The organism is Xanthomonas hortorum, assembly GCF_011305375.1.
GTDB classification, from domain to species: Bacteria; Pseudomonadota; Gammaproteobacteria; order Xanthomonadales; family Xanthomonadaceae; genus Xanthomonas; species Xanthomonas hortorum_E.
Window position 1 is genome coordinate 82,904 of the sequence record NZ_VCME01000003.1, and the last position, 22,129, is coordinate 105,032.

The 22,129-nt window shown below is 64.0% G+C and carries 19 protein-coding genes; 8 read left to right on the forward strand and 11 right to left on the reverse strand.

The window, feature by feature from the left end:
- Window positions 1–18 precede the first annotated feature (18 nt).
- Window positions 19–3,267, forward strand: coding sequence for an efflux RND transporter permease subunit (locus FFY45_RS02870; RefSeq protein ID WP_176339365.1), 3,249 nt, complete (start codon window positions 19–21; stop codon window positions 3,265–3,267).
- A gap of 130 nt (window positions 3,268–3,397) precedes the next feature.
- Window positions 3,398–6,538 carry an efflux RND transporter permease subunit gene (locus FFY45_RS02875; protein WP_176339366.1) on the forward strand — a complete coding sequence of 1,047 codons (3,141 nt, stop codon included), beginning with the start codon at window positions 3,398–3,400 and terminating at the stop codon, window positions 6,536–6,538.
- Window positions 6,539–7,028: 490 nt separating this feature from the next.
- On the opposite strand, the gene hglS is transcribed toward FFY45_RS02875, so the two are convergent.
- The 10 genes from hglS to FFY45_RS02925 form a co-directional block, all read right to left on the reverse strand.
- Window positions 7,029–8,396 carry a 2-oxoadipate dioxygenase/decarboxylase HglS gene (gene hglS / locus FFY45_RS02880; RefSeq protein ID WP_176339367.1) on the reverse strand — a complete coding sequence of 456 codons (1,368 nt, stop codon included), beginning with the start codon at window positions 8,394–8,396 and terminating at the stop codon, window positions 7,029–7,031.
- A gap of 133 nt (window positions 8,397–8,529) precedes the next feature.
- On the reverse strand, window positions 8,530–9,150 hold the full coding sequence (locus FFY45_RS02885) for a hypothetical protein (protein WP_176339368.1): 621 nt from the start codon (window positions 9,148–9,150) through the stop codon (window positions 8,530–8,532).
- A 170-nt stretch (window positions 9,151–9,320) separates the two neighbouring features.
- Window positions 9,321–9,908, reverse strand: coding sequence for a hypothetical protein (locus tag FFY45_RS02890; protein ID WP_176339369.1), 588 nt, complete (start codon window positions 9,906–9,908; stop codon window positions 9,321–9,323).
- Window positions 9,909–10,017: 109 nt separating this feature from the next.
- On the reverse strand, window positions 10,018–10,776 hold the full coding sequence (locus tag FFY45_RS02895; RefSeq protein WP_115039550.1) for an HAD family hydrolase: 759 nt from the start codon (window positions 10,774–10,776) through the stop codon (window positions 10,018–10,020).
- A 37-nt stretch (window positions 10,777–10,813) separates the two neighbouring features.
- Window positions 10,814–11,218, reverse strand: coding sequence for an EF-hand domain-containing protein (locus tag FFY45_RS02900; protein WP_176339390.1), 405 nt, complete (start codon window positions 11,216–11,218; stop codon window positions 10,814–10,816).
- Between the two features lie 272 nt (window positions 11,219–11,490).
- Window positions 11,491–11,853, reverse strand: coding sequence for an EF-hand domain-containing protein (locus FFY45_RS02905; RefSeq protein WP_176339370.1), 363 nt, complete (start codon window positions 11,851–11,853; stop codon window positions 11,491–11,493).
- 225 nt (window positions 11,854–12,078) lie between these two features.
- Window positions 12,079–12,456, reverse strand: a complete 378-nt coding sequence (locus FFY45_RS02910; RefSeq protein WP_168959658.1) for a hypothetical protein — start codon at window positions 12,454–12,456, stop codon at window positions 12,079–12,081.
- 137 nt (window positions 12,457–12,593) lie between these two features.
- On the reverse strand, window positions 12,594–12,791 hold the full coding sequence (locus tag FFY45_RS02915) for a CPXCG motif-containing cysteine-rich protein (protein ID WP_006449379.1): 198 nt from the start codon (window positions 12,789–12,791) through the stop codon (window positions 12,594–12,596).
- A 150-nt stretch (window positions 12,792–12,941) separates the two neighbouring features.
- Window positions 12,942–13,688 (reverse strand): M15 family metallopeptidase, encoded by a 747-nt coding sequence (locus FFY45_RS02920; protein ID WP_176339371.1) that lies wholly within the window; start codon window positions 13,686–13,688, stop codon window positions 12,942–12,944.
- A 97-nt stretch (window positions 13,689–13,785) separates the two neighbouring features.
- Window positions 13,786–14,592 (reverse strand): N-acetylmuramoyl-L-alanine amidase, encoded by an 807-nt coding sequence (locus FFY45_RS02925; protein WP_176339372.1) that lies wholly within the window; start codon window positions 14,590–14,592, stop codon window positions 13,786–13,788.
- A gap of 518 nt (window positions 14,593–15,110) precedes the next feature.
- On the opposite strand from FFY45_RS02925, the gene FFY45_RS02930 reads away from it, so the two are divergent.
- The 6 genes from FFY45_RS02930 (at window position 15,111) to FFY45_RS02955 (ending at window position 21,494) form a co-directional block, all read left to right on the forward strand.
- Window positions 15,111–16,523 carry a C40 family peptidase gene (locus FFY45_RS02930; RefSeq protein ID WP_176339373.1) on the forward strand — a complete coding sequence of 471 codons (1,413 nt, stop codon included), beginning with the start codon at window positions 15,111–15,113 and terminating at the stop codon, window positions 16,521–16,523.
- Complete coding sequence (locus FFY45_RS02935) at window positions 16,520–17,617, forward strand: dipeptide epimerase (RefSeq protein ID WP_176339374.1); 1,098 nt, start codon at window positions 16,520–16,522, stop codon at window positions 17,615–17,617. Before FFY45_RS02930 ends, FFY45_RS02935 begins: the two co-directional genes overlap by 4 nt.
- Window positions 17,618–18,302: 685 nt before the next feature.
- The gene (locus FFY45_RS02940; RefSeq protein ID WP_176339375.1) at window positions 18,303–19,079 is read left to right on the forward strand and encodes a L,D-transpeptidase family protein; all 777 of its coding nucleotides are present in this window, start codon (window positions 18,303–18,305) and stop codon (window positions 19,077–19,079) included.
- Window positions 19,076–20,383 (forward strand): APC family permease, encoded by a 1,308-nt coding sequence (locus FFY45_RS02945; protein ID WP_046932425.1) that lies wholly within the window; start codon window positions 19,076–19,078, stop codon window positions 20,381–20,383. Before FFY45_RS02940 ends, FFY45_RS02945 begins: the two co-directional genes overlap by 4 nt.
- Window positions 20,384–20,470: 87 nt before the next feature.
- Window positions 20,471–20,968: a hypothetical protein gene (locus FFY45_RS02950; protein ID WP_023905428.1), complete on the forward strand. Its 498-nt coding sequence runs from the start codon at window positions 20,471–20,473 to the stop codon at window positions 20,966–20,968.
- A 193-nt stretch (window positions 20,969–21,161) separates the two neighbouring features.
- Complete coding sequence (locus tag FFY45_RS02955; protein ID WP_104551622.1) at window positions 21,162–21,494, forward strand: hypothetical protein; 333 nt, start codon at window positions 21,162–21,164, stop codon at window positions 21,492–21,494.
- 56 nt (window positions 21,495–21,550) lie between these two features.
- Here FFY45_RS02955 and yiaA read toward each other — a convergent pair whose 3' ends face one another.
- The gene (yiaA, locus tag FFY45_RS02960) at window positions 21,551–21,988 is read right to left on the reverse strand and encodes an inner membrane protein YiaA (protein ID WP_104551623.1); all 438 of its coding nucleotides are present in this window, start codon (window positions 21,986–21,988) and stop codon (window positions 21,551–21,553) included.
- Between the last annotated feature and the right edge of the window lie 141 nt (window positions 21,989–22,129).

Consider the following 22,129-nt stretch of genomic DNA (forward strand, 5'->3'; position numbering starts at 1 on the left):
TCAGCAAGGATTCCCCCCGTGGGCTTTTCGACCATCTTCATCCGCCGTCCCATCGCCACCTCGTTGTTGATGGCGGGCATCCTGCTGCTGGGCATCCTGGGCTACCGGCAACTGCCGGTCTCCGCACTACCGGAAATCGACGCCCCCAGCCTGGTCGTCTCCACCCAGTACCCCGGCGCCAACGCGACCACCATGGCCTCGCTGGTCACCACACCGCTGGAGCGCCAGCTCGGGCAGATCTCCGGGCTGCAGATGATGACCTCCGATTCGTCGGCAGGCCTGTCCACGATCATTTTGCAGTTCTCGATGGACCGCGACATCGACATCGCCGCGCAGGACGTGCAGGCGGCGATCCGCCAGGCCACCCTGCCCTCGTCGCTGCCGTATCAGCCGGTCTATAACCGGGTCAATCCGGCCGACGCGGCCATCCTCACGCTCAAGCTCACCTCCGATTCGCTGCCGCTGCGCGAGGTCAACCGCTACGCCGACGCGATCCTGGCCCAGCGCCTGTCGCAGGTGCCGGGCGTGGGCCTGGTGTCGATCGCCGGCAACGTGCGGCCTGCGGTGCGCATCCAGGTCAACCCGGCGCAGTTGTCAAACATGGGCCTGACCATGGAGTCGCTGCGCAGCGCGCTGACCCAGACCAATGTCAGTGCGCCGAAGGGTTCGCTCAACGGCAAGACCCAGTCCTACAGCATCGGCACCAACGACCAGCTCACCGATGCGGCGCAGTACCGCGAAACCATCATCAGCTACAGCAATGGCCGCCCGGTGCGGCTGGCCGATGTGGCCAACGTGGTCGACGGCGTGGAAAACGATCAGCTCGCCGCCTGGGCCGATGGCAAACCGGCGGTGCTGCTGGAAATCCGCCGCCAGCCCGGTGCCAACATCGTGCAGACGGTGGAGCAGATCCGCAGCATCCTGCCGCAGCTGCAGTCGGTATTGCCGGCCGATGTGCACCTGGAAGTCTTCGCCGACCGCACCGAAACCATCCGCGCCTCCGTGCATGAAGTGAAGTTCACCCTGGTGCTGACCATCTTCCTGGTGGTGGCGGTGATCTTCGTGTTCCTGCGCCGGCTGTGGGCCACCATCATTCCCTCGGTGGCGGTGCCGCTGTCGCTGGCCGGCACCTTCGGGGTGATGGCGTTTGCGGGCATGTCGCTGGACAACCTGTCGCTGATGGCACTGGTGGTGGCGACCGGTTTCGTGGTCGACGATGCGATCGTGATGATCGAAAACATCGTGCGCTACATCGAACAAGGCAAGAGCGGGCCGGAAGCGGCCGAGATCGGCGCCAAGCAGATCGGCTTCACCGTGTTGTCGCTGACCGTGTCGCTGGTGGCGGTGTTCCTGCCACTGCTGCTGATGCCGGGTGTCACCGGGCGCCTGTTCCATGAGTTTGCGTGGGTGCTGTCGATTGCGGTGACGATCTCGATGCTGGTGTCGCTGACGCTGACGCCGATGATGTGCGCCTACCTGCTCAAGCCAGACGCCTTGCCCGAGGGCGAAGATGCGCACGAGCGCGCCGCTGCCGCCGGCAAGACCAACCTGTGGACGCGCACGGTGGGCACCTACGAGCGCAGCCTGGACTGGGTCCTGGCGCATCAGCCGCTGACTTTGGCGGTGGCGATCGGCGCGGTGGCGCTGACCGTGGTGCTGTACATCGCGATCCCCAAAGGCCTGCTGCCGGAGCAGGACACCGGCCTGATCACCGGCGTGGTGCAGGCCGACCAGAACGTGGCCTTCCCGCAGATGCAGCAGCGCACCCAGGCGGTGGCCGCGGCGCTGCAGAAAGACCCGGCAGTGACCGGCGTGGCCGCCTTCATCGGCGCCGGCTCGATGAATCCCACCATCAACCAGGGCCAGCTCTCGATCGTGCTGAAGACGCGCGGCGACCGCGACAGCCTGGATGAGGTGTTGCCGCGCCTGCAGAAAGCGGTGTCCGGCATTCCGGGCGTGGCGCTGTTCCTCAAGCCGGTGCAGGACGTCACCCTGGACACCCGCGTAGCCGCCACCGAATACCAGTACTCGATGTCGGATGTGGACAGCGCCGAGCTGGCCACCTGGGCCGCACGCATGACCGAGGCGATGCGCAAGCTGCCCGAGCTGGCCGACGTGGACAACAACCTGGCCAACCAGGGGCGTGCGCTGGAACTGACCATCGACCGCGACAAGGCCAGCATGCTCGGCGTGCCGATGCAGACCATCGACGACACGCTGTACGACGCCTTCGGCCAGCGCCAGATCTCCACCATCTTCACCGAGCTCAATCAGTACCGCGTGGTGCTGGAAGTGGCGCCGGAATTCCGCAGCAGCAACGCGTTGATGAATCAGCTGGCGGTGGCCAGCAATGGCAGCGGCGCGTTGACCGGCACCAATGCGACCAGCTTCGGCCAGGTGAGTTCGTCCAACTCGTCCACCGCCACCGGCGTGGGCGCGCAGAACACCGGCATCGTGGTCGGCGCCGGCAGCATCATTCCGCTGGCTGCACTGGCCGAGGCCAAGGTCACCAACACGCCGTTGGTGGTGAGCCACCAACAACAGCTGCCGGCGGTCACGGTCTCGTTCAATCTGGCGCCGGGCCACTCGCTGTCGCAGGCGGTGGAAGCGATCGAACAAGCGCGCGAAGACCTCAAGATTCCGACCCAGGTGCATGCCGAGTTCGTCGGCAAGGCGGCCGAATTCACCGGCAGCCAGACCGATATCGTGTGGCTGCTGCTGGCCTCGATCGTGGTGATCTACATCGTGCTGGGCGTGCTCTACGAGAGCTACATCCACCCGCTGACGATCATCTCCACGCTGCCGCCGGCCGGTGTTGGCGCGCTGCTGGCGTTGATGATGTGCGGGCTGAGCCTGTCGGTGGACGGCATCGTCGGCATCGTGCTGCTGATCGGCATCGTCAAGAAGAACGCGATCATGATGATCGACTTCGCCATCGACGCACGCCGCGAAGGCGCCAATGCGCATGAAGCGATCCGGCGCGCCTGCCTGCTGCGTTTCCGCCCGATCATGATGACCACCGCCGCCGCCATGCTGGGCGCCTTGCCGTTGGCCCTGGGCACCGGCATCGGCTCGGAGCTGCGCCGTCCGCTGGGTATCGCCATCGTCGGCGGCCTGCTGTTGTCGCAATTGGTGACGCTGTACACCACGCCGGTGATCTATCTGTACATGGAACGCGCCGGCGAGCGCGTGCGCGATTGGCGTGCACGGCGTGCCGCACGCCGCGACGGCGCGAACCCGGCATCCACGTCGGAGCGCCCGGCATGACGACTGGTGCAGCGAAGGCTGATCGGATTTCCGGCCTGCGGCGGCGCATGCCCGCACGCGCATTCGGGCGTGGCTTTGGCCCTGCTTGCCGAATCCCGACTCCCGATTCCCGATTCCCGGCGCCACAGCCATGAACATCTCCGCCCCTTTCATCAAGCGCCCGATCGGCACCTCGTTGCTGGCGATCGGTTTGTTCGTGATCGGATTGATGTGCTATCTGCGGCTGGGCGTGGCGGCATTGCCGAACATCCAGATTCCGGTGATCTTCGTGCACGCCACGCAGTCCGGCGCCGATGCCAGCACCATGGCCTCCACCGTCACTGCGCCGCTGGAACGGCATCTGGGCCAGCTGCCCGGCATCGACCGCATGCGCTCCTCCAGTTCGGAGAGCAGCAGCCTGGTGGTGCTGGTGTTCCAGAGCAATCGCAACATCGATTCGGCCGCACAGGACGTGCAGACCGCGATCAACTCCTCGCAATCGGACCTGCCCTCCGGGCTTGGCACGCCGATCTATTCGAAAGCCAACCCGAACGACGACCCGGTCATCGCCATCGCGTTGACCTCGGATACCCAATCTGCCGATGAGCTCTACAACGTCGCCGACTCGCTGCTGGCGCAACGGCTGCGCCAGATCACCGGCATCAGTTCGGTCGATATTGCCGGCGCCTCCACACCGGCGGTACGCGTGGATGTGGATCTGCGCGCGCTCAACGCGCTGGGGCTGACCCCGGACGATCTGCGCAACGCGGTGCGTGCGGCCAACGTCACCTCGCCGACCGGATTTCTGTCCGACGGCAACACCACCATGGCGATCGTGGCCAACGATTCGGTCGCCAAGGCCGCCGATTTCGCACAGCTGGCGATCTCCACCCAGTCCAACGGGCGCATCGTGCGGCTGGGCGATGTGGCCACCGTCTACGACGGCCAGCAGGATGCCTATCAGGCGGCCTGGTTCGACGGCAAACCCGCCGTGGTGATGTATGCCTTCACCCGCGCCGGCGCCAACATCGTCGAAACCGTGGACCAGGTGAAGGCGCAGATTCCCGGGCTGCGCGCCTACCTGCAGCCCGGCACCAAACTCACGCCCTATTTCGACCGCACACCCACCATCCGCGCCTCGCTGCACGAGGTGCAGGCCACGCTGATGATCAGCTTGGTGATGGTGATCCTGACCATGGCGCTGTTCCTGCGCCGGCTGGCACCGACCTTGATTGCCGCAGTCACCGTGCCGCTGTCGTTGGCCGGCTCGGCGCTGGTGATGTACATGCTGGGCTTCACCTTGAACAACCTCAGCCTGCTGGCGCTGGTGATCGCGATTGGCTTTGTGGTCGACGATGCGATCGTGGTGATCGAAAACATCATGCGGCATCTGGACGAAGGCATGCCGCGTCTGGACGCCGCACTGGCCGGTGCGCGCGAGATCGGCTTCACCATCGTCTCGATCACCGCCTCGCTGGTGGCGGTGTTCATTCCGATGCTGTTTGCCAGCGGCATGGTCGGGGCGTTCTTCCGCGAATTCACCGTGACCCTGGTGGCAGCGATCGTGGTGTCGATGCTGGTGTCGCTGACCTTGACGCCGGCCTTGTGCAGCCGCTTTCTGTCGGCGCATACCGAGCCGGAAAAGCCCGGCCGTTTCGGTGCCTGGCTGGACCGTATGCATGAGCGCATGCTGGCGGTGTACACGGTGGCGCTGGATTTCTCGTTACGCCACGCGCTGCTGCTGTCGCTGACGCCCTTGCTGTTGATTGCCGCCACCATTTTTCTCGGCAGCGCAGTCAAAAAGGGCTCGTTCCCCGCGCAGGACACCGGTCTGATCTGGGGCCGCGCCAATTCCAGCGCCACGGTCTCGTTCGCCGACATGGTCAGCCGCCAGCGCCGCATCACCGACATGCTGATGGCCGACCCGGCGGTGAAGACCGTCGGCGCGCGGCTGGGCTCCGGCCGCCAGGGCTCCAGCGCCTCGTTCAATATCGAACTGAAAAAACGCAATGAAGGCCGCCGCGACACCACCGCTCAAGTGGTCGCACGCCTGAGCGCCAAAGCCGACCGTTACCCGGATCTGGATCTGCGCCTGCGCGCGATCCAGGACCTGCCCAGCGATGGCGGTGGCGGTACCAGCCAGGGCGCGCAATACCGCGTGTCGCTGCAGGGCAACGATCTGGCGCAGCTGCAGGAATGGCTGCCCAAGCTGCAGGCCGCGTTGAAGAAGAATCCGCGGCTGCGCGATGTCGGCACCGACGTGGACACCTCGGGCTTGCGCCAGAACATCGTGATCGACCGCGCCAAGGCCGCGCGGCTGGGCATCTCGGTCGGTGCGATCGATGGCGCGCTGTATGGCGCGTTCGGCCAGCGCTCCATTTCCACCATCTACTCGGATCTCAACCAGTACAGCGTGGTGGTCAATGCGTTGCCCTCGCAGACGGCCACGCCCAAGGCGCTGGATCAGGTGTTCGTGCCCAACCGTGCCGGCCTGATGGTGCCGATTACGTCGGTTGCCACGCAGGTGCCGGGCCTGGCGCCGCCGCAGATCATCCACGAAAACCAGTACACCACGATGGATCTGAGCTACAACCTCGCACCGGGCGTGAGCACCGGCGAGGCGGATCTGATCATCAAGTCCACCGTGGACGGGCTGCGCATGCCCGACGGCATTCGTCTCAGCGGCGACGACAGTTTCAACGTGCAGCTCAGCCCCAATTCGATGGGCGTGCTGCTGCTGGCTGCGGTGCTCACGGTCTACATCGTGCTGGGCATGCTCTACGAGAGCCTGATCCACCCGGTGACCATCCTGTCCACGCTGCCGGCCGCCGGCGTCGGCGCGCTGCTGGCACTGTTCCTCACCAACACCGAGTTGTCGGTGATCTCGATGATCGCGCTGGTGCTGCTGATCGGCATCGTCAAAAAGAACGCGATCATGATGATCGACTTCGCGTTGGTGGCGCAGCGCGTGCACGGCATGGATGCGCGCGCGGCCGCACGCGAGGCCTCGATCGTGCGCTTCCGGCCGATCATGATGACCACCATGGTGGCGATCCTGGCCGCAGTGCCGCTGGCGGTCGGCCTGGGCGAAGGCTCCGAACTGCGCCGCCCGCTGGGCATCGCGATGATCGGCGGGCTGATCTTCTCGCAGAGCCTGACCCTGCTCAGCACGCCGGCGCTGTACGTGATCTTCTCTTGCCTGAGCGAGCGCTGGAAGGCGCGTCGCGCACGTGCGCGCGCACGCCGTGCAGAACGCGCGGCAGCACGGCGCCCGGCAGCCTCGGCGCACTGAGGCTGGGCTGACAAAAACCGAAGAGAAGTGATTGAACGGTGTGGATGCGTTGCGGTTGTGGAGCGTCTGATCTGCGGCTTGGCTGCAAGGCCCTTGCCCGCCCACCATCGCAGGACACGCTGCAAGTACGTCCTTGTAAGCTCTTACGCGGCATCCATGCCGCGTAAGGTCCCGCGACGGTAGGCGGGCAAGGACCAGTGGAGATGGTCGGTGTGCGTGGTTGCGCGCAGTGCACGCCGTGCGGGAGTTCGATTAGGTGCGGTCTGACCAGCTTAGTTCTATCCGATCGATGTCACTTCCATCCAACACCAACTCATTCGTCAAAGCAGGGGCGTGTGGCCAACACGCCGCCGCTATCGAGACAGCGTTGAGAATTTTTATCAGTCGCCCTTCGTAGTGCGTGCAGTTGGGCGATATCGCATGCAGCACCTGAAACTGCGGGACACCGCTACCGCACACACCCACCTGATACCGTCGCCTGGTTGCTGCCTTACACCACCAACGCCTGCAGCGACTCCCGCTCCAGTTGCGCATACAACGCAAATTCGTCGTGCACCTGCGCGCCCAATGCCTGCTCGAAACTGCGCTTGCTCGAATGGGCGGCGTAGGCGTGTTGTTCGGCGCCGCCAAGATTCGACTGGAAGATACCCGCCGCACTCACCGGCAGAAAATCTTCATAGATGATCGGATCGGCGCTGACCAGACCAAGCGCGATCGCAGTTTCTGCCGGCATCGCGGCCACCTGTGCGGGCTCGGCGCGGCCTGCCTCGGTGAACGCATAACGGAAATAGCCCAGGCCTTCCTGACGCAACAGCGCTTCGTCATCGGGAAACGCCACAAACGCGGTCTGCAGGCGCGTGGCGTAATCGGCGCCGGTGCTGCCGGCGCCATCGCTGTCGCGTGCCTGCGCCAGCAACGCGTCGTACAGCGCGCGGCCCTTGGGCGTGAGCGCAAGCCCGCGCTGCTCGATCTCGCCAAAGCGCGCGGTGTGCGTGCCATGTTCGGCCAGCCCGCTGTCGCCGACAAAGCGCACCGGCTCTTCCAGGGCCTTGAAGCTGGTCTGCCGCAGCAGGATCGGAATACGCCGCTGTGGCGGGCCTTCGATCACCGCCTTGGCATCAATACCGGCGCGCTGCATCTGCGCCTGCGCCGCATCGATATCCAGCGTGCGCGGCGTCAGGTGATTGATATGCGGGCCGTGGAAGCTCACCACATCGGCAATCAACTTGTGCGCCTCGCTCAGCGCGCGGTAGGTCGGCAGCGACACGGTGGCATCGCCATGCCAGCGGAAGGTTTCCAGCGCTTGCGCCACGAATTCCTGCGCCTGCGCCGCCTCCAGCCCGCCGTGACGCTCATGCTGTTCGATCAACTCCAACACGCCGGCGGTGAAGATCTGCCGCTGCTGCAGGATCTGCTCGGCCTGCGCACGCAGCGCGGCATCTTCGATCAACTCCAGCCGCAGCAACGAGGTGAACACACGGAACGGATTGGCCGACAGCGCTGCATCGTCGATCGGGCGGAACGCGGTGGAATGCACCGGCACCCCGGCCACCGACAGATCGTAATACCCCACCGGATGCATGCCCATCACCGCGAACAGCCGGCGCAAGGTGGCCAGTTCCTGCGCCGTGCCGACCCGGATCGCACCGTGGCGTTCCAGATCCAGCCGCGCCCGCTCGTCGTTGCGCTGCAGGCGCGCCGCCAGGGCGGGATCGGCGCTCAGGGTGTCGGCGTTGACCTGCGCCACCAGCGTCATCAGGTCGCCGTACAACGGCACCTCGGCGCGATACATGTCCGACATCGCCTGGGCGAACAGGCTGCGGATGTGATCGGGAGAGACAAACACGGTATCGCGCATGGGCTGGTCTTGGCGGAGCCGGCCAACGCCAGCGTTACCGCATTCTCGCCGACCGCGCCCTGCGGGGACCAGCTGCACGGCAGCATGCGGGCGAGCGCGTTGGCGTGCAGACAGTCGCGCGGCATCACACGCTCTAAAGCCCGGCCTGCGCCGCGGCCTCGTCCGCTTCGCTGGCCTGGCGCGCGGCCTCCAGCCGTTGCGTATGGTCGCCAAGTTGTCGACGCAGCAGCGTATCCAGCGTGATCGGCCGCTCCCAGCGGTCGTAGCTGGCGACGATGGCATGCCGCAGCGCACGCATGTGCGCGCTGTCCGGGCTGGCCGACAGCCGCGTGACCACGCCTTGCCAGCCATCGTGATGATCGCGGCTGTACGCACGCACCGCGTCGCGACAGGAAAACTGCAGCGTCTGCGCCCAGAAACAGGCGAAATAGATATCGCCCGCATGCCAGCCATGCACCTGCAGCAATGCCTGCACGTAACCGCGGGGGGTGCCGGTGTAGCGCGCCACTTCGGCGATAAAGCTGTCCGGATAGCGCTGCGCGTAGCTGCCCATGTCGGCCAGATGCTGGTCCACCCACGCATCGCCAGTGCCGGGGATCACCGCCGGCGCCGGCTCTGCCGCAGCACCGGACGCTGGCGTTGCAGCAGGCGAGGTCTGCGCTGCCGCCAACATCGGCAACAGCAACGCCATCAGCAATGGCAGAGATCGCAACAGGGCAGTGGGCAGTAAACGCATGTGCCGATGATGCCGCATGCCCGCGCCGGTGTCAGGCCGATCGTAGCGCCAGCGCCACTTCACACGTGGCGAGCAGCCGTCAGGCAAGGAGCATGGTGCAACCAGGATCGGAGTAGACGCGTGGTGCAGACCTTACCGAGCATCGGCACTGCATGTCTGGCGATGGCCGCAGCAGGAATGAGCCGCGCTCAGCGCAGCTCGTAAAACCCGATGTGATGCACTTCGCGGCAACCGGTCAGGTCGCAAGACCCAACGTAGCCCGGACCGATGTAACGCTGCCGCGCATCGCGGTTATGCGGGCTGCTGTAGGGGTCCGGGCCGTATAGCCCGTTACCGTAGTAGATCTGCCCGTAGGGACGGTTACGCGATGCACCCAGCCGCAGTCCGGCGCCATATCCCTGATACCCGCTGCCATCGCCGACGTAGCGATCGTAGCGATCGTCCGAATACCGGTCGGCCGCGAATGCAGCATTGCCATCGCGCCCATTCGGCCGGGTCTGCAGGGTCGCGATACTCTGGCCGTGGGCATCCACATAGCCTTGCTCACGGTCGAAGCGCACCGTGCGGAAATACACCAACTCCCCACCCTCACGACGCGTGCGCAGGCGGACATAGTCGCCGCCATCGTCGTAGTAAGGCTGGCCGTCGCGAAAGATCACTTCGCTGGGGTTGATGACTTCTTCTTCGAGCTCGGCAGCCGCCAGCGGCAGCGTGCCCACCAGCAGACCCAACAACACGGCCAGGCTGGCGCGATAGGTAAACGACAACATGTGCATTGGTGATCCCCCAAGGTCGGCCATGCGTGCGCCCGGCCGGAAACGTCCTGTTACTGGGGCACCTCAGCGTGCCCTCCTGTTGCATCCGCAGTGATCTTGTTCGCCGCTTTTAGCTTAGCGCGTGCTGCCGGGCCAGTGCATCCAGCGCCTGCACCGCCGCAGGCCAGCCGGCCGCATCGGGCACTTCGTGCATCCGTGGCTCGTCGGCGGCCACGCCGTGCTCCTGCTCGTGCGCCCAGGTCACCGCGTACGGGGTGTAGATGCCCCAGCCACCGATGGCCAGCACCGGCTCCACATCCGAACGCAACGAATTGCCGATCATCACAAAGCGCTGCGCCGGCAGGTCGAACTCGCCCAGCACACGCGCATAGGTCTTGGGGTCTTTTTCGGAGACCACTTCGACGCGCGGAAACAGATCGGCCAGACCGGATTGTTCGATCTTCTGCTCCTGATGGAACAGATCGCCCTTGGTGATCAGCACCACCGCATAGTCGGCCGCAATCGCGCTGACTGCCTCGCGTACGCCGGCAATCACCTCCACCGGGTGCTGCAGCGTGGCGCGGCCGATCTCGACGATGCGCTGGATGTCGCGCGCGGCAATGCGCGCCTGCGTCAGCTCGATCGCGGTTTCGATCATCGACAACGTCATGCCCTTGGCGCCGTAACCGAACACCTTGAGATTGCGCCGCTCCACCGCCAGCAGATGCTGCTGCATGCGGCTGTCGCCCAGGTCGAGGTAATCGGCCAAAATCGCTTCGAAATCCGCTTCGGCGCTGCGGTAATAGTCCTCGCTCTTCCAGAGGGTATCGTCGCCATCGAAGCCGACCAGTTGGATCGCCTGGCCGTCGCGCTGTGCAAAAGAGGTCATCGCACAAGTCTAGCAGCGCACTGGAGCGTTGCCATGCTCAGTCGCCTGCGGCATCGCCCGGGCCAGGCTGGTAGCTGACGAATTCGTCGCGCGACAAACGCCCATCGCCATTGCTGTCGAAGCCGGCGAAATTCTCGCGCAGGACCGGGTCCGCACCGGCTTCGGCCATCGTCAGCGACCCATCGGCATCGCTGTCCAGGCTGCGAAAGCTGCGTGGCACCAGCGTGCCGGCTTGCGGTGCGAGCGACGCCTCTGCGCCGCCTTTGGCAGTGGATGACCTAGGCACATCGGCAGGCAGCAATGGCGTGCTGGCGGGCGTTGGTGGATCGATTGGCAAGGGCGACATCGCCGGTGCAGCGGTATTGGATGCCGTCGGCGACGGCAATGGCGCCACGGTGGGCAGCTCCGGTGGCGCGGCGAGCGCCAGCAATGGACTCGACAAGCCGACCAACAAGACGATGCGCAACTGAAACATGAAAGAAGACCGGGCAGAAGGCCACACCACCGTAGCGAGGCAGACGTAAAGAAAACGGGAGCGACCCTGGCAGATCGCTCCCGCATGTCCATCCTGTTACTTGCTCATACCGGGCATCCAGAAGCGATGCCACGGATCAAACGACAACTGCCGATCAAACACGTGCTACTGCGAAAGCTGCCTCCTGATACTTTGAAAAATGTCAGCAAACAAACTCACTTACGTTGCAACCTACTGTCTTAATTGCCTTGCGACCCACTCGCTGCGCCGCTCTGCTGCTTGACGACAAACGCCTTGTACTCGTCCGGGGTCAATTGCCCGTTCTTGTCGGAATCGGCGTCGTTGAAGATCTGCGCAAGCCCGGCATTGACCTGAGCCTCCTGTGTACTGATGGCGCCGCTGCTGTCGGTGTCGACACTCGCCCAGGTCTGACCACCGCCGGAGGACTGCGCAGGTTGTGCCGCAGTGGTGGCAGAACTTCCCGACTGGGCCGACGTCGCGGCGGCATCCTGTTGCGTACTCTGCGCCATGGCCGGTAGCGCCAGAGCGGCAGCAAGGGCGGCGGTGGCAGCGAGCAGCGAGATGCGGTTGCGATTCTTCATTTGGGTGGTCTCCTTGGCTTGGGAATGCACGGTATCGCCGCGCATGGCATCACCCTACCTGGCGCGAATGAATGCAAAACCCACCCTAAATTTGCGCAAAACATCCTTTTAACCACAGCGCGGATATTTGCGACTAGCCATCTGTTAGGGCTCGATGAGCCAAACAGAAGTGGCTCATTCAATGCATGAAAATATGCGAACTCCCGCACATTTTTTCGGGCGATGTCAGGCATTCGGCGGCGCGTCGTCCCAGCTTCCGGAACTGAACAGTTTCCAACCGAGTACCACGCCGGCAATCGCGCCGAACACTTCCAGCACCACACGCGATCCCAGCTCGTTGGGATCGTGGATCCTGGCCAACGCGATGCGCGCATACAACGGCGACTCCAGCCGCACGATGCTGGTGTAGACGAGATTCCAGATGTCGTAACCGGCACCGATCGCAACCGCGAGCAGGCAGGCGATCCCCAGCGTGTGCCCATGGGTGAACTGCAGGCGCCGCCCGCTGTACTCCACTGCCGCAAACACCAGCACTCCCAGCACCAACGCGATCAAACCAGCCTCCAGCGAACCGAGCAGGCCGAAGTGCAGAGACAAATTCATCGTAACGATCCGGGCAACAGGCGCATCAGTCTAGCGGCTGCGGGCGACCGACCCCTGCCAAACCCGCAGGAACGAACGGTCACGCGAATGGGGATTGGCTGGGCAAACCGATTGCTCGATCGTGCGACAAGCCACGCTCATGCATCGTCTTGCCCGCGCGCGCTCACCTGCGCCTCGCCCTCTTCGTCCCACTGCACGCTCACCGAGATCGGCTTGCAGCAGACCTGGCAATCTTCGATGTAATGCTGGTCGCCGCCTGTCAGGTCCAGCGTCAGCGTGATCCACTCCCCGCAATACGGGCAGGCGATATCGACAAAACGTTCCGGGTCGGACATGACAGTTCCTTGAAGTGGCAATACACGCTACGCGGCAATCAGGCCATGCGCAGCGCGCGGATGGCGGGCAACACGCGCAGTGTACGAGCGGCGTTGACCGATGCCGAGCGCCCACGACCACCGGCGACAGCGCAGCGGCTTCGTGCCCGATCAGTTGACCGGAACGTCGTACGCAGTGTCGGGCGTGGGCTCGGGACGCAGAGTGAAGTGCCACCACTCCATCGGATAGTTGGCAAAGCCCTGCGCCGCCATCGCACGCAGCAAGCGCTGACGGTTCGCCCGCTGCGCGGCGCCGATATCGGGTGTATCGGTGTGCGCACGCGCATCGAAGAAATCGAAATCGGTGCCCATATCGACCGCAAGACACTGGCCTGATCGGCAATCCAGCAAGCCCAGATCCAGCGTCGCACCGCGGCTATGGCCGGAGGTCTCGGCGATGTAATCGCCCAGCAGCGCGCGCTTGTCCACGCGCGGGTAGTACTGCGCCTTGCTCGCCTGCTCCTGCAGATCCGCGGCCCAGGCCACGAACGCCTGCACCGCCCGCACCGGTCGATAGCAATCGAACACCTGCAGCCGATATCCCTGCGCCTTGAGCGTACGCGCCACCCGCGCCAACGCCTCCGCCGCCGGACGCAGCAGATAGCAGGTCGGCGCCGCATACCCCGGCACCACACGCCCGGTGAAGTTGTTGCTGCCCGCATAGCGCATGTCCACCGCGATCTCCGGCGCAAGGCTGCGCACATCGATCAGGCCGGCTTGTGCGGGTGTCTGCGCTGGCGAAACGCGCACCTCGGCTGCGTTTACGGCGAACGGTAGCGCGACCATCATCAGCAACGTTCGCCAGATCGCCTGCGGCCAGTCACGGCGCTGAGTTTGTAACAGTTTGGTTTTCTGCATGGCCTTACTCCTGTGCAAGCCGCAAACGACGCGCGCCATTCGCCCATCTTTACCCAATTGCCGAAGAGATGGCTTGGCCACTTCGACCAGGATCCGCTTACGGCCCATCGCCCTCAAGCGGCTCGGCAGCGCCAGGCAGGCTTGGTGGCCGCAGTGGTCCGGTCAACGCATGCAAAATTCGCAGGTCCTCAGCATCCAATGTGCGTGCATCGTTGCCGCGATAGTGGTGGTGAAAGGCGCGCAGCGTCGCGGCGGGATCCTCGACGCTGTAGCCGAGCAAGGCGAGCGCTTGCCACGGGTCGAAACCGGCCGGCGCAGCCGGGGCATCGGCTACGGGCCAGCGGCCGAATCCGGCGTCGGCCAGGCGTTTCCAGGGAAACAGGGGACCGGGGTCGTTCTTGCGCGTCGGCGCGACGTCTTCATGGCCGACGATCTGCGTGCGCGGGATGCGCAAGCGCGTGCACAGGTCGTCCAGCAAGACCAGCAGACTGTCGATCTGCGCGGACGCGAACGGCTCACTGCCGTCGTTGTCCAGCTCGATGCCGATCGAAGCGGAATTGATGTCGGTAATGGTGCCCCAGCGCCCGGCCCCGCCGTGCCAGGCGCGCTGGTCGTCGCTGACCAACTGATAACGCTGCCCATCGTCGCCGATCAGATAATGCGCACTGACCCGGCCACCGCTGTTACGCCCGCGCAGCGTACTCAGACTTTGCTGCACCGAGTGCTGGTCGGTGAAGTGCAGCACGATCAGGATCGGCCGACGCGTGTCGTAATTGGGCGACGGCACCCACTGGGCCAGCGGATTGCGCTGCGGCGCATGCGCGCAAGCACCCAATGACAGCACGATCAGGCAACACGCGGCGCGTAGCCAGAGCGATGGCGACAGGGTAGTAGTTGGCGACATCGGACTCTCCGGGTGACTGGCGAAACGAAAAAGACATGCGCCGTGCCTGCCTGGATGGACATCGCACAAGGTGCACCATTATCTGCCGAGCGTCATGAAGTTGCAGCGGCCGCGAGCGGCTCTGCAAGCGGGCGACCAGCCCCAACACGCGCCTACCCTCTTTGGCGATGACTACGCAGTTGATGACGCTCAGTATCGAGAACACCCAGATGCCACCCATGTGATGGCGATGCCCGCGTTGCCGGGCGCTGCATCCGGTCTGGTCGTGGCGAGGTCGCCAACCGTGCGCTCCGCAGTCGGTCATCGGCATTGGCAGGCTTGGCGACACGAGTACAGCCAGTAACAGCACGCCACCAAGTCGGCGCCCCTGCACGACGCGACAAGCGCGGTAGGCACCGCGGCATGCGCCACGCGTACACTGCAATCCATTGCGCTCGTTGCAGGTGCAGAATGCGCTTGCAGCATTAGTCTCTCGCGCAGCACCTTGTCAGTCGCTACATCCATCAAGAGCCTTCTTCATGCCATTGTCGCGCCGCCTGCTGACGTTTTTGCTGCTGGTCACCGGCCTGCCCTGCAGTGCGGCTCCGGCAACGCATGCCGTTCCTTTGCAGCAAACGGCACCATTTGCGGTCAGCGATGCGCAGCTGACAGCCGATTACTGGATCCAGCGCAGTCGCACCGCACAAACGCTGCGCATGACTTCCGCACAGATCGCCAGCTTCAATGCGCGCTTGCTGCGTGACGATGTCTCCATGCACGATCTGTCACAGTTGCCCGAAGCTCTCCCTGCTGACGATGTACGCGCACGCATCGAGAAGCTGTCGGCCACGCCAACGCGTGCGTTATACGGCGCGGACGGAATGCCCATCGACGCAACACGCTTGGCCGCGTTGCGCCACGCACTGGCATTGGATGCACTCCCCACCCAGGTAACGCCACGCTTCGCGCTGGTGGTGCGGCGCACCGCGCTACGCACCTTCCCAACTACGCAACGTGTGTTCACCACCACTGACGACCACGATATCGACCGCTTCCAGGAGTCGGCGCTCTACCCCGGCACGCCGGCGGCGGTGTTGCACACCAGTGCCGATGGCGCATGGCAATTCGTGCTGGCCGCCAACTACGCCGCATGGATCGCCAGTGATCGTCTCGCCATCGGTACACGCGCCGAAGTGCTGGGCTACGCACAACGCAGCCCACGCGTGATGGTCACCGGCGCACGCGTGCAAAGCGCTTACACACCCGAATTACCTGCGATCTCAGCGCTGACGCTGGACATGGGCACCAGCGTGCCGCTGCTCACTGATTGGCCACAGCAACAGCCGGTCAACGGGCAGTTGCCGCTCGCTGCCTATGTCGTGCAACTGCCACTGCGCAACCAAGAAGGCCGCTTGCAGCTGGTGCCGGCACTGATCCCGCGCGGTGCCGACATACGCACTGGTCCGTTGCCGGCCACGCATGCAGGGCTATTGCGTCAAGCATTCAAATTCCTTGGCGAACGCTATGGCTGGGGCAACGATTACGACGCCCGCGATTGCAGCGGCTTCGTGTTGGACGTCTATCGCAGCCTCGGCATCGCCTTGCCGCGCAATACCGGCGATCAGGCGCGCAGTCCGGCGTTACGTAACGTGCCGTTCGATGTGCGCGCGCCATTGCCGCAACGCCTGCAACAACTCGCACAACTGCAGGTCGGCGACCTGCTCTATATTCCGGGCCACGTGATGCTGGTGATCGGGCATGAACATGGTGCGCCGTGGGTCATCCACGATGTGGCCGGCGCCAACTATCGCGCGGCCGATGGCAGCGTGCAGCGCGCGCGCTTGAACGGCGTATCGGTCACCCCGCTGCTGCCACTGCTCGCCAGCGACGGCACGCCGTTTGTCGATCACATCACCCGCATCCAACGCATCGCACCGATTGGCTCCCCATGAAGATCACCGGCTTCCGCCTCGGCATGCTGCGCGTGCCGTTGAAAACTCCGTTCAAGACCGCGGTGCGCACCGTGCAGGCGATCGAGGATGTGGTGGTGCTGTTGCAGACCGACAGCGGCCATATCGGCTATGGCGCAGCGCCGGCCACCGCACCGATCACCGGCGATACGCATGGCTCCATCATCGCCGCGATCCAACAATGCATCGCCCCGAAGTTGATCGGCCAGGACGTGGCCGATCTCAACCGGCTATGCGCGCTGGTGCAACACGCGCTGGAGCGCAATAGCAACGCCAAGGCTGCAGTGGAAATCGCGCTCTACGATCTGTGGGCGCAGGCATTGGGTACCCCGCTATATCAGGCGCTCGGTGGCGGCATGCCGCGCATCACCACCGACATCACTATCAGCGTCGATACCATCGACACAATGGTGGCCGAGGCGTTGTCCGCGCTCGCACGCGGCTATGGGTCGCTGAAGATCAAGGTCGGCAAAGACAGCGATTCGGATGTCGAACGCATCAAGGCGATCCATGCGGCGGTCGCTGGCCGCGCATCGCTGCGCCTGGATGCCAACCAGGGTTGGACGCCCAAACAGGCGGTGCGCACGATGCGCACGCTGGAAGACGCCGACATCGTGATGGAATTGGTGGAGCAGCCGGTCAAGGCGGCCGACATCGACGGCCTGGCCTTCGTCACCGCGCACATCGACACGCCGGTGATGGCCGACGAAAGCGTGTTCTCGCCGATCCAGGCGATCGAGCTCATCCAGCGCCGCGCCGCCGACATCGTCAACATCAAACTGATGAAGACCGGCGGGCTCTCCAACGCAATCCGCATCGCCGATATCGCGGCGTTATATGGGGTGCCGTGCATGATCGGTTGCATGATCGAATCCAGCATCAGCGTGGCGGCGGCGGTACATCTGGCCGTGGCCAAGGCCGACAGCATCACCCTGGCGGATCTGGATGCGCCCGCACTCGGGCAGTTCGATCCCACCGAGGGCGGAGTGCACTTCGACGAAGCGCAACTCCATATCGACGACTCGCCGGGTCTGGGCATCCGACGCATTCGCGGACTGGAGCTGTTGTCGGATTAAAGCGCCGTTGGATATTTCTGGTCGAGGGCGCGGTGCCCTCACCGCCCGCGGGACACGCCGTGAATCCATCCCTGGAGGCTCGGTGGCGGCATCCATGCCGCCACACGGTCCCGCAAGCGGTGAGGACACCGCACCAGAGAGTTAGTCGGTGGCTTGAAAACATGCACACCGACCATCTCCACTGGTCCTTGCCCGCCCACCGTCGCGGGACCTTACGCGGCATGGATGCCGCGTAAGAGCTTACAAGGACGTACTTGCAGCGTGTCCCGCGATGGTGGGTGGGCAAGGACCCTGCAGCCAACCCGCAGATCAGCCGCTCTGCAGCCAATTCCTTCATAGAACCCAAGGCTCCCATAACAAGCGAGATGTCACAGCCTGAACAAAAGTGGCTGACAAAACGTCGCAAGCCATGGGCTACCGGGTAGCGACGGCCCACCTAGAACCAGCATGTACGAGTGGCAGATGCCCACCGAGCGACGGCAGAGCCTCTTGATAGTGGCGAAGTAATCTTGTCAGCCGCTCCAAGCCCCGCCACGCGCGCATGCGCCACACAGCTGCATTGCTGAGTAAAGTAGCGATAAGGTGTTGGTCCGTGATGCAGTGCCGAGGCACCGCACTGTCGCCGCCAACGACCCATCGACTCAACGCAGCTCACCCCTGCCAGACCCATTCCTCCGGAGCCTGCATGCGCCTTGCCACCGTGTTTCGATCCATCGCGTTGTTGGCGCTGACAAGCTGCAGCAGCCTTGCCATCGCTGCCGGTCCAATCGATGCGCTGAATCGATCGCGCGCATTGATCGTGGTGACCACACCGGATTGGAACAGCACGCAGGCGCGTCTGCAGACATTCACCCGTGTGGATGGCCACTGGCAACCGGCCGCACCAGGATTTGCGGTGGCGCTGGGCCGCCATGGCAGCGCCTGGGGCGATGGCCTGCATCCTGCACAGACGCAAGGCCTCCAGAAGCGCGAGGGCGACGGCCGCAGCCCGGCCGGTGTCTTCGCCATCGGCCCTGCCTTCGGTTATGCGCCGAGTATCGACAGCACGATGCCGTACCAGGCGATGACCGCCACCAACTACTGCATGGATGTACCAAGTTCACCGCTGTACAACCGTATCGTCGATGCCGCGCAGGTTGGTGAGGCCGCAGTGGCCGGCTCGACCGAACCGATGCGGCTGGACCTGCAACATCCCGGCGATGCACGTTACAGCGAAGGCTTTGTGATCGCGCACAATCCCAACGCGATCCCCGGTCATGGCAGCTGCATCTTCGCCCACCTATGGCGCACGCCGGGCCAGTTCACCGCCGGCTGCACCGCCATGGCACCAGCCGATATGCAACGCCTGCTGGCCTGGTTGAAGCCCGACGACAAACCGCTGTTCGTGCTGTTGCCGCGTGCCGAATACGCACGCTTGCAAGCACAGTGGCAGCTGCCCAAGTTGAAGGACGCCGCACGATGAACACACCGGTTCCTGCTCCCGATTCCACTGGGCTGGTGCGCGTCGTTAGCCGTTGGCAGATCGTCGGATTGTCGATCAACGATGTGATCGGCAGCGGCATCTATCTGCTGCCGGCGGCCACCGCCGCACTGCTGGGGCCAATGAGCCTGTGGGCGGTGATGCTGGCCGGCCTGGCGGTGGCCTTGCTGGTGTTGTGCTATGCGCAGGCGGCGAGTTATTTCGATACGCCTGGCGGTAGTTATCTGTACACGCGCGAGGCGTTCGGCCCCTTTGTTGGTTTTCAGATCGGCTGGATGATCTGGCTCACCCGCATCAGTTCGGCAGCCGCATTGAGCAACGGCCTGGCCGACGCGGTCGCGCGATTCTGGCCGACCGTCGCCACCGAGCAGTGGGCACGTCTGCTGGTGGTCGTCGGCTCATTGGGATTGCTCACCGCCATCAATGTAATCGGAGTGAAATCGGCCGCGCGCACCGGCATCGCCCTGGTGATCGGCAAGCTGGTGCCGCTGCTGTTATTCGTGGCAATCGGCCTGTTTTATGTGGATTGGTCGTGGGCCTTCGCCGGCACCACGCCGGACTTGCGCGACCTGGGCAATCTAGGCGAAGCCGCCTTGTTGTTGCTGTTCGCCTATGCGGGATTCGAAAATATTCCGGCGGCCGCTGGCGAATACCGCAACCCACGCCGCGATGTGCCGTTCGCCTTGATCACCATGATTATCGTGGTGACACTGATCTATGCAGCAGTACAAGTCGTCGCACAAGGCACGCTGCCCAATCTTGCCGCCTCGCCTACACCGTTGGCCGATGCCGCAAGCCGCTTCGGTGGCGAGGCGCTGGCGCTGATACTCACCGTTGGCGCCACCATTTCCATCCTAGGTACCACCAGCAACACGGTGATGCTCGGGCCACGCTTTTTGTTCGCGCTCGCACAAGATGGGTATGGCCCGGCATTTCTGGCGCGCGTGCATCCGCGCTTCCACACCCCTGCAGCGGCAGTGATCACCCAAGGCGTGTTGTCGCTTGGATTGGCGTTGTCCGGGTCGTTCACGCAGCTGGCGCTGTTGTCGATGGTCACGCGGCTGTTTGCGTATATCGGCACGGCTGCAGCGGTCATCGTGCTGGCGCGTCGTTACCGGCAACGTACCGACACCTTGCGTCTACCGGGTGGGCCAGCCATTCCCATCGCCGCGCTGCTGTTGTCGCTTGGCCTGCTGGCCAGTGCCAGCTGGCAGAATCTGGCCGCCGCCGGCATCGCCTTGCTGGTGGGCTGGGCGTTTTATCTGTTCCCACGCAAGCAGGTCTAAGGGTTTCGCAACACACTCGCGCAGGGCTCACGCACACCTAACCCCACGCGCCCAACGCTGCAGCTCTCACCTGCATGGGAGTTTGCGATGAAACTGCGCCGTGTCTACAGCACACCCGATATCGCTAGTGCGCAACGCGTCATGCAGGCCGCTCGCAGCGCAGGCATCGACAACGACGCGCTGTCGCTGATTGCCCGTTCGGATATCGAGCTGGAAGACGTGCCTGACGAGCGCAAGAATGCCAAGACCGATTTTCTTCCCGCTGCCGCGCGTGGCGCCGCAACGGGCGGTGCCGCAGGCTTGGTCGCCGGTCTGGTTGCCATCGCAGTGCCTCCCATCGGCCTCACCATTGCCGGGGCCGGCGTCATGGCGCTGGCAGGCGCGCTGGTCGGCACCTGGTCGTCTGCACTGATCGGGGCCACCGTACCCGATCCGATTCGTCGCCAGTTCGAAGAGGAAATTCAGGCCGGGCGCGTCCTGGTGATCATCGATGCCGACGAGCCGTCGCTGCTGCATGCCGAAACCAGCCTGGTGGCTGCGGGTGCAACACCATTGCCCTACGAGGCCGCATCGGCGGCGACTTGAATGCGGTCGGAGATGGGCGACAGCCGGCCGATTGCAAAGGCCTTGGTTTCAGCACGTCAGATCGCCAGACCGCGGGGATGGCTTCACCACGCTCATTGCGACCCGACGCCTTGATGCCCTCCTCACCTGCCCTGGCAACGGATTTAACACCCGCCCACCTACGGTAGATGGCACATTCACCGTGGAGACGAGCATGAACGTGCCGTATCAGATTCCAGGCCGTGCGCCGGACGAAGACCGCAGCCAGAACGTATCCAACTATTGGCGCGAGCGCTTTACCGAAGAGCCGTATTACACCGAAGGTGACCGTTACGAAGATTACGAGGGCGCCTACCTGGCAGGACATGAAGCACGTATCCGTGAAAACGCGCGTGCCTATGACCAGGTAGAAGCCGAATTGCACCGCGAATGGGAAGCCAATCGCGGCACCGAAGGTTTGAGCTGGAGCAAGGCCCGTCACGCAGTCAAGCGTGCCTGGGAAAACGCAACGGACTTTGTCACCGGCGATAGCAAGTCAAAGCCCTGAAAAACGACAACGCCACCGTCGAGGTGGCGTTGTTGTATCAGCGCATGAGTCAGGCATCAGTCCAGTGGCGGCGGCGCCGCACGCGAAATAGGCAACCTGTTGTCGACATCCATCGCATCGCGTGTGTTCTTCTGCACCGCAACCGCACCGAACAGACTCAATGCATACGCCATTGCATAAAAGCCTTTCTCGCTGAGCAACAAGGTCGCGTTGATCAAGCCAATCGCCAATAGCAGCAGTGCGATGATCAGCGAGAACCAGCAGATCGCGTAATACAGTCCCGTCACCGGAATACCGTCCGCGCGGTCACGCACACTCTTCTGCAACGACACCGATGCGAACAAGCCAAACAGCAGCAACGTAAAGTAGTAGCCTTTTTCGTTGAGCATCATCTGCGCATTCCACAACCCGATCAGGTAGGCAGTGCTGCCCAGCAGCAATGCGGCCCAGGATGCAGCGATAAAAGCAGGTGATGTTTTTTGCGTGGCAGCCATGGAAACTCCTTTTCATGGTGGAGCAGGAAGGTGGGACGCACACGTCTCACAGAGAAAGTGATCTACGACAAGGCGGCCTCGAAGGCGTCGTGTAAGGTACTTGAAAACCCGACGCGGGACACGTTGCGGGAGGGCTGCAGC

Excerpts from the sequence above, each read along its gene's own strand:
- FFY45_RS02875 (WP_176339366.1), top strand. The coding sequence starts at position 3,398 with ATGAACATCTCCGCCCCTTTCATCAAGCGCCCGATCGGCACCTCGTTG.
- hglS (WP_176339367.1), bottom strand. The coding sequence starts at position 8,396 with ATGCGCGATACCGTGTTTGTCTCTCCCGATCACATCCGCAGCCTGTTC.
- FFY45_RS02885 (WP_176339368.1), bottom strand. The coding sequence starts at position 9,150 with ATGCGGCATCATCGGCACATGCGTTTACTGCCCACTGCCCTGTTGCGA.
- FFY45_RS02890 (WP_176339369.1), bottom strand. The coding sequence starts at position 9,908 with ATGCACATGTTGTCGTTTACCTATCGCGCCAGCCTGGCCGTGTTGTTG.
- FFY45_RS02895 (WP_115039550.1), bottom strand. The coding sequence starts at position 10,776 with ATGACCTCTTTTGCACAGCGCGACGGCCAGGCGATCCAACTGGTCGGC.
- FFY45_RS02905 (WP_176339370.1), bottom strand. The coding sequence starts at position 11,853 with ATGAAGAATCGCAACCGCATCTCGCTGCTCGCTGCCACCGCCGCCCTT.
- FFY45_RS02910 (WP_168959658.1), bottom strand. The coding sequence starts at position 12,456 with ATGAATTTGTCTCTGCACTTCGGCCTGCTCGGTTCGCTGGAGGCTGGT.
- FFY45_RS02915 (WP_006449379.1), bottom strand. The coding sequence starts at position 12,791 with ATGTCCGACCCGGAACGTTTTGTCGATATCGCCTGCCCGTATTGCGGG.
- FFY45_RS02920 (WP_176339371.1), bottom strand. The coding sequence starts at position 13,688 with ATGCAGAAAACCAAACTGTTACAAACTCAGCGCCGTGACTGGCCGCAG.
- FFY45_RS02925 (WP_176339372.1), bottom strand. The coding sequence starts at position 14,592 with ATGTCGCCAACTACTACCCTGTCGCCATCGCTCTGGCTACGCGCCGCG.
- FFY45_RS02930 (WP_176339373.1), top strand. The coding sequence starts at position 15,111 with ATGCCATTGTCGCGCCGCCTGCTGACGTTTTTGCTGCTGGTCACCGGC.
- FFY45_RS02935 (WP_176339374.1), top strand. The coding sequence starts at position 16,520 with ATGAAGATCACCGGCTTCCGCCTCGGCATGCTGCGCGTGCCGTTGAAA.
- FFY45_RS02940 (WP_176339375.1), top strand. The coding sequence starts at position 18,303 with ATGCGCCTTGCCACCGTGTTTCGATCCATCGCGTTGTTGGCGCTGACA.
- FFY45_RS02945 (WP_046932425.1), top strand. The coding sequence starts at position 19,076 with ATGAACACACCGGTTCCTGCTCCCGATTCCACTGGGCTGGTGCGCGTC.
- FFY45_RS02950 (WP_023905428.1), top strand. The coding sequence starts at position 20,471 with ATGAAACTGCGCCGTGTCTACAGCACACCCGATATCGCTAGTGCGCAA.
- FFY45_RS02955 (WP_104551622.1), top strand. The coding sequence starts at position 21,162 with ATGAACGTGCCGTATCAGATTCCAGGCCGTGCGCCGGACGAAGACCGC.
- yiaA (WP_104551623.1), bottom strand. The coding sequence starts at position 21,988 with ATGGCTGCCACGCAAAAAACATCACCTGCTTTTATCGCTGCATCCTGG.